10 protein-coding genes and 2 riboswitches are annotated in these 12,825 nt (G+C 61.1%); of the genes, 5 read left to right on the top strand and 5 right to left on the bottom strand.

What is annotated here, in order from left to right; all coding sequences use genetic code 11:
* Position 1 precedes the first annotated feature (1 nt).
* Positions 2-1,075 carry a cobalamin biosynthesis protein CobW gene (cobW, locus tag AC3ISG_RS10585; protein WP_489299209.1) on the bottom strand — a complete coding sequence of 358 codons (1,074 nt, stop codon included), beginning with the start codon at positions 1,073-1,075 and terminating at the stop codon, positions 2-4.
* Between the two features lie 128 nt (positions 1,076-1,203).
* A riboswitch (cobalamin riboswitch) is annotated at positions 1,204-1,434 on the bottom strand.
* A gap of 101 nt (positions 1,435-1,535) precedes the next feature.
* Positions 1,536-1,768: riboswitch (cobalamin riboswitch) on the top strand.
* A gap of 97 nt (positions 1,769-1,865) precedes the next feature.
* Between cobW and AC3ISG_RS10580 the strand changes: the two genes are divergently transcribed.
* From AC3ISG_RS10580 to cobM, 4 genes are all read left to right on the top strand, one after another.
* The gene (locus AC3ISG_RS10580; protein ID WP_122538509.1) at positions 1,866-2,075 is read left to right on the top strand and encodes a CbtB domain-containing protein; all 210 of its coding nucleotides are present in this window, start codon (positions 1,866-1,868) and stop codon (positions 2,073-2,075) included.
* 11 nt (positions 2,076-2,086) lie between these two features.
* Entirely contained in the window at positions 2,087-2,806 is a 720-nt protein-coding gene (locus AC3ISG_RS10575) for a CbtA family protein (protein WP_489299208.1), read from the top strand.
* Positions 2,803-3,219, top strand: coding sequence for a cobalamin biosynthesis protein (locus AC3ISG_RS10570; protein WP_489299207.1), 417 nt, complete (start codon positions 2,803-2,805; stop codon positions 3,217-3,219). The genes AC3ISG_RS10575 and AC3ISG_RS10570 overlap by 4 nt, the downstream gene beginning before the upstream one ends.
* Before the next feature lie 581 nt (positions 3,220-3,800).
* Positions 3,801-4,547: a precorrin-4 C(11)-methyltransferase gene (cobM, locus tag AC3ISG_RS10565; RefSeq protein ID WP_489299206.1), complete on the top strand. Its 747-nt coding sequence runs from the start codon at positions 3,801-3,803 to the stop codon at positions 4,545-4,547.
* A 79-nt stretch (positions 4,548-4,626) separates the two neighbouring features.
* Here cobM and nfuA read toward each other — a convergent pair whose 3' ends face one another.
* Together nfuA and AC3ISG_RS10555 are read right to left on the bottom strand one after the other, a co-directional pair.
* Positions 4,627-5,220: a Fe-S biogenesis protein NfuA gene (gene nfuA / locus AC3ISG_RS10560; protein ID WP_489299205.1), complete on the bottom strand. Its 594-nt coding sequence runs from the start codon at positions 5,218-5,220 to the stop codon at positions 4,627-4,629.
* A gap of 105 nt (positions 5,221-5,325) precedes the next feature.
* Positions 5,326-6,345: an acyltransferase family protein gene (locus tag AC3ISG_RS10555; RefSeq protein WP_122538500.1), complete on the bottom strand. Its 1,020-nt coding sequence runs from the start codon at positions 6,343-6,345 to the stop codon at positions 5,326-5,328.
* A 360-nt stretch (positions 6,346-6,705) separates the two neighbouring features.
* On the opposite strand from AC3ISG_RS10555, the gene metH reads away from it, so the two are divergent.
* Positions 6,706-10,416 carry a methionine synthase gene (gene metH, locus AC3ISG_RS10550; protein ID WP_489299204.1) on the top strand — a complete coding sequence of 1,237 codons (3,711 nt, stop codon included), beginning with the start codon at positions 6,706-6,708 and terminating at the stop codon, positions 10,414-10,416.
* A 216-nt stretch (positions 10,417-10,632) separates the two neighbouring features.
* Here metH and tssF read toward each other — a convergent pair whose 3' ends face one another.
* Complete coding sequence (gene tssF, locus AC3ISG_RS10545; RefSeq protein WP_489299203.1) at positions 10,633-12,399, bottom strand: type VI secretion system baseplate subunit TssF; 1,767 nt, start codon at positions 12,397-12,399, stop codon at positions 10,633-10,635.
* Positions 12,400-12,451: 52 nt separating this feature from the next.
* On the bottom strand, positions 12,452-12,715 hold the full coding sequence (locus AC3ISG_RS10540) for a PAAR domain-containing protein (protein ID WP_122623207.1): 264 nt from the start codon (positions 12,713-12,715) through the stop codon (positions 12,452-12,454).
* Positions 12,716-12,825: the final 110 nt, after the last annotated feature.

The following is a 12,825-nucleotide window of genomic DNA, read 5'->3' as shown; positions in this document are numbered from 1 at the left end:
GTTAGCCTTTGATCGCTGAGAGAGCTGCGCGCAATTGCGCTTCGAGGACGCCGGGGTCCAGCTCCTGGCCGATCAGCACCAGGTGGGTTTCCCGGGCTTCGTCAGGCTTCCAGGCGCGGTCGAAATGCTTGTCGAAGCGCGTGCCGACGCCTTGCACCAGCAGGCGCATGGGTTTGCCGGGAATCGCAGCGAAGCCTTTGACGCGCAGGATGCCGTGCTGGACGACGGCCTGGGTCAGCGCGTCAAGCAACAGCGATTCGTCCGCCTGGGGCAGCGTAATGGAGATGGAATCGAAGGCGTCATGGTCGTGATCATCGTGATCGTCGCCTTCGTGGTGATCGTGATGGGTCTTGCGGCCATCAATGTGCAGCTCGGATTCGGCGCCGAGCCCCAGCAACACGCTGATCGGCAGCTGCCCCCGGTTCGCTTCGACGATTTTTACCGCTGGCGGCAATTCTTCGGCGACTTCTGCGCGCACGGCGGCCAGCGCATCGGCGTCGAGCATGTCGGCCTTGTTCAGCACGACCAGATCGGCGCTGGCCAGTTGGTCGGCGAACAGCTCGTGCAGCGGGGATTCGTGGTCAAGGTTCGGGTCGAGCTTGCGCTGGGCGTCGACTTGATCCGGAAACGCGGCGAAGGTGCCAGCGAGCACGGCCGGGCTGTCGACCACGGTGATCACCGCGTCGACGGTGCAGGCGTTGCGAATTTCCGGCCACTGAAAGGCTTGCACCAGCGGCTTCGGCAGGGCCAGGCCCGAGGTTTCGATGAGGATGTGATCGAGGTCGCCGCGGCGGGCGACCAGTTCCTGCATCACCGGGAAGAACTCTTCCTGAACGGTGCAGCACAGGCAGCCGTTGGCCAGTTCGTAAACGCGACCGACGGCCTCTTCTTCGGTACAGCCGATGGTGCACTGCTTGAGGATGTCGCCGTCGATGCCCAGCTCGCCGAATTCATTGACGATGACGGCGATGCGTCGTCCTTCGGCGTTGTCGAGCATGTGCCGCAGCAAGGTGGTTTTGCCCGAGCCGAGAAAGCCGGTGACGATGGTGACGGGAAGTTTGGCCAGTGTTTTCATCGGTTGCCCTCAGGCGTGCGGCGGGGCAACGAGGACGAAAACAGCGCAGGGCCGGCCGAAGCAGGCGCGCGGTTCGATTCGCCACCGGATCACCCCGCCCGGTTGTAGTGGAATTCCTCGGCCGCTTGCAGGCGGTCCGATTCGAGGCAGGTCTCCTGGCTCACGGCGTCCGGTTGCTGACAGGCATCGTCAGGCGACTGGCATTCATCGCGCCTTCCCGCTCGCGCAGTGGCTGTGCAATGAAACTGTCCGCTTACAGTTGCGGGGGCAGCTGCGGCTTGAAACCGCATTCCCTTCTTAGCGCCGGTGGCCTTGATACATGAAAAGGCGGCCGGCGAACCTCAAGTGCGCAAGGCTACGCAGTGACCGCAGGCCGGTCAATCGCGCCGTTGCAGTGATTGCCGCGCCGATTGACGCACCGAATGACCCTAAGATTGACGACTCGAACCGTGCGTGGTCTTCTACACACCTTGTTACGGGTGCCCTTCACAGGGTGAAACGGGAAACCGGTGCGTGCAGACCTTCGGGTGTGCATCAGTCCGGTGCTGCCCCCGCAACGGTAAGCGAGTGAAGAGTCAGATCCACTGTGTCGGCATCGATATGGGAAGGCGATTCTTGAAGGCACGATGGCTGTAACGGCTGATGCATGTGCCCCTCGCGAGCCCGGAGACCGGCCCGACAACACACCATAACAACCCGCGGTGGGCGGGCGCTGTTGAGCACTGCCGGCATTCGCCTGCGGTGTCTTTGCGCCTTTCCGTCCGCTGAAACCACTTCAGAGGGAAGCGCCATGTCCATCAGCACACCCCGCCAGACGTCCGGCACCGCCAGCAACACCACAACGGCCGTGACTGCCACGCAAAGCCAGCGCCTTGTTGCCGCCGTCAGCGCGATGTTTCTCGGTGCATTTCTGGTGTACTTCGCCGGTTTCTCCCACATCGATGCGGTGCACAACGCGGCACACGACACCCGTCACAGCTCCGCCTTCCCTTGCCATTGAGACCTGCCGCCATGTTCAAGCGAATTGCGCAAACGGCCGGGTTCACCGGACTGCTCGCCGCCCTGTTGTTGACACTGCTGCAGAGCTTCTCGGTCGCGCCGTTGATCCTGCAGGCGGAGACCTACGAAAAGGCTCCGGCTACCGAGATGCACGAGCACGCCGACGGTGCGATGGCCGGCCACGTTCATGACGCCGAAGCCTGGGAGCCTGAAGACGGCTGGCAGCGCGTGCTGTCCACCACGGGTGGCAATCTGGTAGTCGCGGTCGGTTTCGCGCTGATGCTGGCGGCCTTGTACACCTTGCGTACGCCGACGAGTGCTCGCGAAGGCGTGCTGTGGGGATTGGCCGGTTATGCCGTGTTTGTGCTGGCGCCCACTCTTGGTCTGCCGCCCGAACTGCCCGGTACCGTCGCGGCGGACCTGACCCAACGGCAGATCTGGTGGGTGGGCACTGCTGCCTCCACGGCTGCAGGGTTGGCGTTGATGGTGTTTGCCCGGCACTGGCTGTTGAAGGTTGTGGGCGCAATGATTCTGGTGGTGCCGCATATCGTCGGCGCCCCTCAGCCGGCGGTGCATTCGGCACTCGCCCCGGAAGCCCTTGAAGCGCAATTCAAGATTGCGTCGCTGCTGACCAATGCGGTTTTCTGGATTGCCCTGGGCTGGATCAGCGCCTGGCTGTTTCGTCGTAGTGGCATGCCCGCGACGCAAGCCGGTTTGAACCCTGCTCTGTGAACGAGTTGCGCGATCGACCGCTGTGGGTGGTCGGTCTGGGCTGCCAGCGCGGCTGTTCGGCGCTGGAGCTTCGGCAGTTGATGGAGGATGGTCTGCGCGAATGTCAGCTTCAGCTAAAGGACGTTGCCGCCCTCGCCTCCATTGACGGCAAGTCGGCTGAGGCGGGATTGCTGGAACTGGGCCATGGCTTGGGGCTGACGATTGGGTTCTTCAGTGCGGATGATCTAGCGGCTTACGAGGCACAGCTGAGCCATCGCTCGGACATCGCCTTTGAACGCACCGGCTGCTACGGCGTGGCAGAAAGCGCGGCGCTGGCGATGGCGACGCGGTTGACCGGCTCGCCCGCGACCCTGGCCATACCCCGCCGAAAGAGCCCCCATGCGACGTTTGCGCTGGCAACCGCAATCTTGTAGGACCGGCCAACCCTTGTAGGACCGGCTCAAACTGTAGGACCGGCTTTAGCCGGGAAAGCGCCAGGCGTCACACTGCAAATTTGGGGGCGTACATGCAGACCCCTTCCCGGCTAAAGCCGGTCCCACTAAAGCAGACCGCGTGCATTCATTGAGATATGACACGGTCTTGTAGGACCGGCTTTAGCCGGGAAGGCGTCAGTGGTCACACCGCAGATTTTGATGGTGTGCCCGAGGGCCCCTTCCCGGCTAAAGCCAGTCCCACTAAAGCAGACCGCGTGCATTCATTGAGATATGACACGATCTTGTAGGACCGGCTTTAGCCGGGAAAGCGTCAGTGGTCACACCGCAGATTTTGATGGTGTGCCCGAGGGCCCCTTCCCGGCTAAAGCCAGTCCCACAGAGGCGATTCGCGTACGGCTGCTGAAATATGAACGCGGACTGTTGTTGGGACCGGCTTTAGCCGGGAAAGCGCCAGGCGTCACACTGCAAATTTGGGGGGGGGCATGCGGGCCTCTTCCCGGCTAAAGCCGGTCCCACAACAGCAAACCGCGTGCTCAAATGAATTCCAATCAGGACACCCCATGACTGTTTTTTTCATCGGCGCAGGCCCCGGCGATCCGGACCTGATCACTGTCAAAGGCCAGCGGCTGATTCGCTCCTGCCCGGTGATCATTTACGCCGGTTCCCTGGTGCCTGAAGCAGTGCTGGAAGGTCATCAGGCGGTTCAGGTCGCCAATAGCGCTTCGTTGCACCTTGAGCAGATCATCGATCTGATGAAATCCGCTCATGCGCAAGGCCAGGATGTGGCGCGTGTTCACTCGGGCGATCCGAGCCTGTATGGCGCCATCGGCGAGCAGATCCGCTGCCTGCGCGAGCTGCAGATCCCCTTCGAAATCATTCCCGGCGTCACTGCCACCGCAGCGTGCTCTGCATTGCTTGGCACGGAGCTGACGCTGCCGGACATTTCCCAGAGCGTGATCCTGACCCGCTACGCCGACAAAACCGACATGCCAGAAGGCGAAGCCCTCGGTGATCTGGCGCAGCATCAGGCGACCATGGCGATTCACTTGGGGGTGAGTAACCTCGGCAAGATCGTCGCCGAGCTGACCCCACACTATGGCGCCGATTGCCCGATTGCCGTGGTGCATCGCGCCAGCTGGCCGGATCAGGACTGGGTCACCGGCACGCTGGCGGACATCGAGGAAAAGGTGCGGATCAAGGGATTCCGCCGCACCGCGCTGATTCTGGTAGGCAGAGTGTTGGGCAACGACCTGTTCAGCGAATCATCGCTGTATCGCGCGGGCCACGCCCATGTGTTCAGGCCCTAGCGTGCGCCTCAAGACGTTGGCGAGCGCCCACAAAAAAGCCCCGAACCAGTCGGGGCTTTGCTTGCCACGCCATCACTTCTCAGTAATACGCGTTTTCTTTCTGAGTGTGGTCGGTCACGTCACGCACACCGGTCAGCTCGGGGATGCGCTCCAGCAGGGTGCGCTCGATGCCTTCCTTGAGCGTCACATCCGCTTGACCGCAACCCTGACAACCGCCGCCGAACTGCAGAATGGCGACATTGGCCGCATCCTCTTCCACCACCTCGATCAAGGTCACCTGACCGCCATGGCTGGCGAGCCCTGGGTTGATCTCGGTCTGCAGGTAGTAATTGATGCGTTCGTTGATTGGGCTGTCGGCGTTAACCATCGGCACCTTGGCATTCGGGGCCTTGATGGTCAGCTGTCCGCCCATGCGGTCGGTGGCGTAATCGACCACGGCATCGTCCAGAAACGCTTCGCTGAATGCGTCGATCCAGGCGGTGAAGCTTTTCAGGCCAATGGCCGTGTCTTCGGGTTTCTCTTCGCCTGGCTTGCAATAGGCAATGCAGGTTTCAGCGTATTGGGTGCCAGGCTGGGTAATAAACACGCGGATGCCGATGCCGGGCGTGTTCTGCTTTTCCAGCAGATCAGCCAGGAAATCGTGGGCGGCATCGGTAATCGTAATAGCGGTCATGAAAATTCCTCGCAGACGTGGGGTGCAGTTTACGCCAATCAACTGCGCCTGACAAAGCCCTAGTAAATTAGTCGGGTAAGCGACCCATCGACTGCCCGACGCCTGTCACGACAGCGCCGCCTCCTTGCTCGCCCTCCTCTGGTCCAGCCAGCCTTTCATGCGCCGGTACAGCCCCTTCTCGATCCACTCATAACTGAGCCACGCCCCGAGCGCGATGACTGGCACGCAGACGGCGAAGACCAGATAGGGGTTAACGCCGTAACGCTCGCTCACCAGCCATCCCGCATAGAGCACCAGCACGTGGAGCAGGTACACCGAGTACGAACAGTCGCCCATGGTTTTCAGCAGGCGGTAATTTCGTAGATAGGGTTCGAGGGAGATGCACGCGACGACGATGACCGCGCTCGGCAGGCCCCAATTGATGATGCGGGGCGCCGGTTGCAGGTGGTCGATGGTGAACAGCGCAGCGCCGATTGCGATCAACGGCAACCACAGCCTTTCGCTGATCCAGCCCCGGCGGTACATCACACCCACGAAGATGCCAAGCAGGAACTCATAGACGATGTCATTGGCATAGAACCGGCTGACCAGCCCGGAGCGACCCAGCACGTCAGTAATGGCAAACAGTGCCGCCGCCAGGATTAACGGGCGTAGCCGTTGCTGAAACAGGAAGACCATCGAAAACAGCACGTAAAACAACATCTCGTAATTCAGCGTCCAGCCCACGTTCAGGGTGGGATAGAGGCCGTAACCACCAGGATTTTCCGAAGGGATAAACAACAGCGACAAGACGAAGCTCTGCCAGTCGACCACCTGATGGGGCAACAGCGGCTGTGCGACGACCACGAGCAGGCCCATCACCAGGGTGTACAGCCAATACGCGGGGACGATGCGAATCACCCGGTTGAGCATGAAGCGGCCGGCCGGAATATCCTTGTCCACGGTCGAAAGGTAAATGACCAGACCGCTGATGACGAAAAAGACGTCGACGCCGACAGCACCTTTTTCAGTGAAAAAACGGCCAACCGGCCCACTCGGATGGAAGTCGAAAAAAATCTGCATGAAGTGGTGACACACAACAGCCCACGCGGCGAGTGCCCGCAGGGCCTGAACCGAAATCAACATCTGCAACCTCTTGCTTCGTCTGGATTGACCTTCAATCCCACACTCAAAAAGAGCGGGTGCCGAAGAGCGACTCCCAATGTCCGACTTCAAACGTTGCAAAAAGGTTCGGCTTCACTGACGGGCTGCATAATGGCTGCGCGCCATGTTTTATAAGGGTTTCAGCGTTTGGGGCAGTGTCACTGGGGCCATTGCGCGCTAACGATGGATGTGCACGCAGGACGAGATTGCAGATCCGACCACCGCCTCCAACATGAACATAATTCATGTAAATCCCGAAATGATTTAAATCCGCGCAGGTTTGCTATTATTTCGCACCTTTCAGCGCCATCTTATTTCGTACTTTTTCATCCGGGTAACCTCATGTCAGATCGCAGCGCGCGTCTTCAAGCACTCCAGCAGGCTCTTCAACAGCGAATCCTGATCCTCGATGGCGGCATGGGCACGATGATCCAGAGCTATCGACTGGAGGAAGAAGACTACCGCGGCAAGCGCTTTGCCGACTGGCCGAGCGACGTCAAGGGCAACAACGACCTGCTGATCCTGACCCGGCCCGACGTGATTGGCGCGATCGAGAAGGAATACCTCGACGCCGGCGCGGACATACTCGAAACCAACACCTTCAACGCCACCCAGGTGTCCCAGGCCGACTACGGCATGGAGGCGCTGGTCTATGAACTGAACGTGGAAGGCGCACGCCTGGCCCGCCAGGTCGCCGACGCCAAGACCCTTGAAACCCCCGACAAGCCGCGCTTCGTCGCCGGCGTGCTCGGCCCGACCAGCCGCACCTGCTCGCTGTCGCCGGACGTCAACAACCCCGGCTACCGCAACGTGACCTTTGACGAACTGGTGGAGAACTACACCGAGGCCACCAAAGGCCTGATCGAAGGCGGTGCGGACATGATCCTCATCGAAACCATCTTCGACACCCTCAACGCCAAAGCGGCGATTTTTGCCGTTCAGGGCGTGTTCGACGAGCTGGGCTTCGAGCTGCCAATCATGATTTCCGGGACCATCACCGACGCCTCCGGTCGCACCCTCTCCGGGCAGACCACAGAAGCGTTCTGGAACTCCGTGCGCCACGCCAAGCCGATCTCCGTGGGCCTCAACTGCGCGCTGGGCGCCAGCGAGCTGCGGCCGTACCTGGAAGAGCTGTCCAATAAAGCTGAAACCCATGTTTCCGCGCACCCGAACGCCGGCCTGCCCAACGAATTCGGCGAGTACGACGAAGCCCCGGCAGAGATGGCCAAGGTCGTTGAAGAGTTCGCCCAGAGCGGCTTCCTGAATATCGTCGGCGGTTGCTGCGGCACCACGCCGGCGCACATCAAGGCCATCGCCAACGCCGTCGCGCCCTACGCGCCGCGCCCGATTCCGGAGATCGCGAAGGCCTGTCGCCTGTCTGGTCTGGAGCCGTTTACCATCGATCGCAGCTCGCTGTTCGTCAACGTCGGCGAGCGCACCAACATCACCGGTTCTGCCCGCTTCGCCCGTCTGATCCGTGAAGACAACTACACCGAAGCCCTGGAAGTCGCCCTGCAGCAGGTCGAAGCCGGCGCTCAGGTGATCGATATCAACATGGACGAGGGCATGCTGGACTCGAAGAAGGCCATGGTGACCTTCCTCAACCTGATCGCCGGCGAGCCTGACATCTCCCGCGTGCCGATCATGATCGACTCCTCGAAATGGGAGGTCATCGAAGCCGGGCTCAAGTGCATCCAGGGCAAGGGCATCGTCAACTCGATCAGCATGAAAGAAGGCGTCGAGCAGTTCATTCATCACGCCAAGTTGTGCAAGCGCTACGGCGCGGCAGTGGTGGTGATGGCTTTCGACGAAGCCGGCCAGGCCGACACCGAGGCGCGCAAGAAGGAAATCTGCAAGCGCTCCTACGACATTCTGGTCAACGAAGTCGGCTTCCCGCCGGAAGACATCATTTTCGACCCGAACATCTTCGCCATCGCCACCGGCATCGAGGAGCACAACAACTACGCCGTGGACTTCATCAATGCCTGCGCCTACATCCGCGATGAGCTGCCGTATGCGCTGACCTCGGGTGGCGTGTCCAACGTGTCGTTCTCGTTCCGCGGCAACAACCCGGTGCGCGAGGCGATCCACTCGGTGTTCCTGCTGCACGCGATCCGCAACGGCCTGACCATGGGCATCGTCAACGCCGGCCAGCTGGAGATCTACGACCAGATTCCGGCCGAACTGCGTGACGCGGTGGAAGACGTGGTGCTCAACCGCAACCCGGAAGGCACCGACGCGCTGCTGGCCCTTGCCGACAAATACAAGGGCGACGGCTCGGTCAAGGAAGCGGAAACCGAAGAGTGGCGCGGCTGGGAGGTCAACGAGCGCCTCAAGCACGCGCTGGTCAAGGGCATCACCACGCACATCGTTGAAGACACCGAGCTCTCGCGCCAGTCGTTCAAGCGCCCGATCGAGGTCATCGAAGGCCCGCTGATGGCTGGCATGAACGTGGTCGGCGACCTGTTCGGCTCGGGCAAGATGTTCCTGCCGCAAGTGGTTAAATCCGCCCGCGTGATGAAACAGGCCGTGGCGCATTTGATCCCTTTCATTGAAGAAGAGAAAGGCGACAAGCCCGAAGCCAAGGGCAAGATCCTCATGGCGACGGTCAAGGGCGACGTCCACGACATTGGCAAGAACATCGTCGGCGTGGTGCTGGGCTGCAACGGCTACGACATCGTCGACCTCGGCGTAATGGTGCCGGCGGAGAAAATCCTGCAGGTCGCCCGCGAGCAGAAGTGCGACATCATCGGGCTGTCCGGCCTGATCACGCCGTCCCTGGACGAGATGGTCCACGTTGCCCGTGAGATGCAGCGTCAGGACTTCCACCTGCCGCTGATGATCGGCGGCGCGACCACGTCCAAAGCGCACACGGCGGTGAAGATCGAGCCCAAGTACAGCAACGACGCGGTGATCTACGTCACCGACGCTTCCCGCGCCGTGGGCGTGGCGACGCAGCTGCTGTCCAAGGAGCTGAAAGCCGGCTTCATCGAGAAGACCCGCGCCGAATACGTCGAAGTGCGCGAGCGCACGTCCGCCCGCAGCGCCCGCACCGAGCGCCTGAGCTACGGCGCGGCCATCGCCAAGAAGCCGCAGTTCGACTGGGCCGTCTACCAGCCTGTGAAGCCGACGTTCACCGGGGTCAAGGTGCTGGAAGACATCGACCTGAACGTGCTGGTGGATTACATCGACTGGACGCCGTTCTTTATTTCATGGGACCTGGCCGGCAAGTACCCGCGCATTCTGACCGACGAAGTGGTGGGCGAAGCGGCCACCTCGCTGTTCAAGGACGCCCAGGAGCTGCTGCGCAAACTGATCGACGAGAAGCTGATCCGCAGCCGCGCCGTGTTCGGCTTCTGGCCGGCCAATCAGGTCGATCACGACGACATTCAATTGCTCGACGACAACGGCGCCCCACTGGCCAAGCTCCATCACCTGCGCCAGCAGATCATCAAGACCGACGGCAAGCCGAACTTCTCGCTGGCCGACTTCGTGGCGCCCCAGGGCAGCGGCGTGACCGATTACGTCGGGGGCTTCATCACCACCGCCGGCATCGGCGCGGAAGAAGTGTCGAAGGCATATCAGGACAAGGGCGACGATTACAACGCGATCATGGTCAAGGCGTTGGCGGATCGTCTGGCCGAGGCCTGCGCCGAGTGGCTGCACCAGCAGGTGCGCAAAGAGTATTGGGGTTATGCCCGCGATGAGCAGTTGGGCAATGACGAGTTGATCAAGGAGCAATACACCGGCATCCGCCCTGCCCCCGGCTACCCGGCTTGCCCGGACCATACCGAGAAAGGCGTGCTGTTCGACCTCCTCGACCCGGCCCAGGGCGACGGTAAACCCGGCGTCAGCGGCGTGTTCCTCACCGAGCACTACGCGATGTTCCCGGCGGCGGCGGTCAGCGGCTGGTATTTCGCCCACCCGCAGGCCCAGTACTTTGCCGTCGGCAAGGTGGACAAAGATCAGGTGGAAAGCTACACGGCGCGTAAACAGCAGGATTTGAGCGTGACCGAACGCTGGCTGGCGCCGAACCTGGGGTATGACGAGTAATCACGGCAGAGGTGTTATGCCGACTTGATCATTCGGGCATTACACAACCTGTGGGAGCGAGCTTGCTCGCGAATACTGCATTCCAGGCGCTGAAATAGTCGGCGGATTGCCGCCCTATATCGCGAGCAAGCTCGCTCCCACACCGCTATGTTTGCTCTGGGGCAGCGTAGCGTCTCAATGAAAGAAAATCTGCCACGGTGCTCGCCAATTAACGATTCACCCGGGTACTCGCTGGCTGTGGTTTTCGCTCCACCGCAAATGTTTATCCTGCGGTTGCAGGATCAACGTCAGCTGGTTGAACAGATGAATGTCGGCGTACTGCGCAAAGAAGCGGCTGAGCAGTTCACCAAACAGACAAATGTCCCCTTCCCCCGCGAAATTGCCTGCCTCCAGCGTGACTTCAATGTCCACACCGCGCAGCAGAAAACCGCCCTCAAAACGTTGGATCAGATGATGACGAACCTCGATGATCGACTGTAACCGGCGCCGGTTCAGCGGACTGTCGGTCCAGTCGTAAAGCGCCAGCGTATTGCGCAAGACCTCGGCATTGTCGAGCAGCGGCAGAAAACTCGAGCCCAGGTGACTGAGAACACGCCAATGAAAACGGTCTTTGTCAGGGGCGTAACAGGGCATCGTCGGCGCGCACAGGTTGCGCACGGTCAATGTCCGCCGACTCGACTGCGCAGGCTGGTCCAGCACCGTCTCGGCCAACGCCATTCGCGGCAGCCGCCCGTTGGTGCCCGTCAACTGCAGCGTCAGGCGGTGTGCCGGGTTCAAGCGGTCCTGTTCGAAACCGTCTCCCCCTAAAACCAGCCATGTGTCGTGGGACCCATCTGGCGCGGGTTTGAGCCGGGTATGGAAATAGCGCTCCGGAGCGTCATCACGCAGCGTGCCGCCCCTGTGCTGAAAATGGGTGAAGGGCACATACTCGTGCCGCGCAGCACGCTTGCCCGCGATAACACTGTCCACGGAATAGATTTCCGTGTCGGCATCCTCCACATGCGCCGGCCGCACGCGGTAATCGGTCTGCAAAGGGTCGAGGGCCAGAGGGTCTGCCTCCAGGGCAAACAGGTTAATGACCGGCACGGCGTGAAGACGAACATGCTCGGCACTGAGCGCAAACCCGCGGGGCCAGGGTTGACCCAGCACCACCTCAAGCTCGAACGCCTTTGTGTTGGCGTCCAGTTTCACCTGCTCCAGGCCCTTGATCGTGAGTAACATGAATTTCTCGGGTAAGCTGAAATACTCCAGCAATAACGGGCAGCCGCTGGAACGGTCATCGGCGTGAGGCCAGAGTCGATCTTCGTCACCGAAACCCTTGGGGCTGAATTTGACAGCGACCTCCTCGCGTTCCGAACTTCCCTTGCGCAGGTAGACCTTGCGGGCATTGAGCGCCAGCGCCTGGTGCAAGGCGCTGGCTACGGGCGCGCTGGCGTTCAGGTACAACGGCAGGTTGCTCAGGTCCATCGTGTCACCCTGCACCAACTTGCCCAGGGAGAACCGCAGCCTGATCACGGAGCGGCCATCCGCCTGCTGCCCGACCTCCACGCCATCGAGCGACAGCGCGCGCAATGTCAGGTCCTGCGTGGTGGTGTAACGGCAGCGAGTACCCTCTGGGCCGACAGGTCGCGAGCGCACCTCGAAGCCTTTGCGGATCGTCTCGCTGGTCTTCATCTCATGGATGTCAGGCGAGAACTCGACGATCGACAGCGACGGAATCATGCGCAGGTACTGCGGGCTGACCAGCCCGACCAAGCCCTCAGTTAGCTCCGGCAGGTCGTCGTCGAGCTTTTCCCGCAGTCGGCCCATCAGGAACGCAAAGCCCTGGAACAGCTGTTCGACGGCGGGGTCCTGAGCCCCGGGCTTGTCCAGGTTCAATGCGCTGGCACGGTCGGGAAATGCCTCGGCATACTCTTTAGCGGCTTCGCGCAGGTAGCGCATCTCGGCATCGAAGTACGCCAGCGTCGGGTTGTCCTTGTTCATGACAGATGTCCTTGTCTTGGGTGTCTCGGGTGTTGAAAAACATCATGCTTCGTCAGCCGGCGCTGGCTTCCGGCAGCGAGGTGTTCAATGCGCAGCCACACTCACAGAGGTCGCCGTGGAACGCGATCGGCACGCCGTCATCGCTGCAGCCCGAGTTGCCCTGGGCAATGCGGGTGGTGCCATGGCCTGGCAATGGGCAAAGCACGATGTCGCCTACGCGGGCGGCGCCGATGCCTTCAAAGATCATTGCGTCCGAGCCGGTTTTGACGATGCCGCCGCCGGTGGTGCTGTCGCCGATGCGGATGATGCCTTTCATGGTTTGCACCTTCATAAAAAAAGATAGAGCAATATATTGAGATAATTATCGCAGGCTACTTACGTGCACGTTTTCTCCTGACGCATAAAGCACTTCATACTCGCTAAACT

Source organism: Pseudomonas sp. GL_135 (genome assembly GCF_057834665.1).
This window is presented reverse-complemented; position numbering and strand designations above follow the sequence as displayed.

Coding starts and splice junctions, on each gene's coding strand:
- cobW (WP_489299209.1), bottom strand. CDS start 1,075: ATGAAAACACTGGCCAAACTTCCCGTCACCATCGTCACCGGCTTTCTC.
- AC3ISG_RS10580 (WP_122538509.1), top strand. CDS start 1,866: ATGTCCATCAGCACACCCCGCCAGACGTCCGGCACCGCCAGCAACACC.
- AC3ISG_RS10575 (WP_489299208.1), top strand. CDS start 2,087: ATGTTCAAGCGAATTGCGCAAACGGCCGGGTTCACCGGACTGCTCGCC.
- cobM (WP_489299206.1), top strand. CDS start 3,801: ATGACTGTTTTTTTCATCGGCGCAGGCCCCGGCGATCCGGACCTGATC.
- nfuA (WP_489299205.1), bottom strand. CDS start 5,220: ATGACCGCTATTACGATTACCGATGCCGCCCACGATTTCCTGGCTGAT.
- AC3ISG_RS10555 (WP_122538500.1), bottom strand. CDS start 6,345: ATGTTGATTTCGGTTCAGGCCCTGCGGGCACTCGCCGCGTGGGCTGTT.
- metH (WP_489299204.1), top strand. CDS start 6,706: ATGTCAGATCGCAGCGCGCGTCTTCAAGCACTCCAGCAGGCTCTTCAA.
- tssF (WP_489299203.1), bottom strand. CDS start 12,399: ATGAACAAGGACAACCCGACGCTGGCGTACTTCGATGCCGAGATGCGC.
- AC3ISG_RS10540 (WP_122623207.1), bottom strand. CDS start 12,715: ATGAAAGGCATCATCCGCATCGGCGACAGCACCACCGGCGGCGGCATC.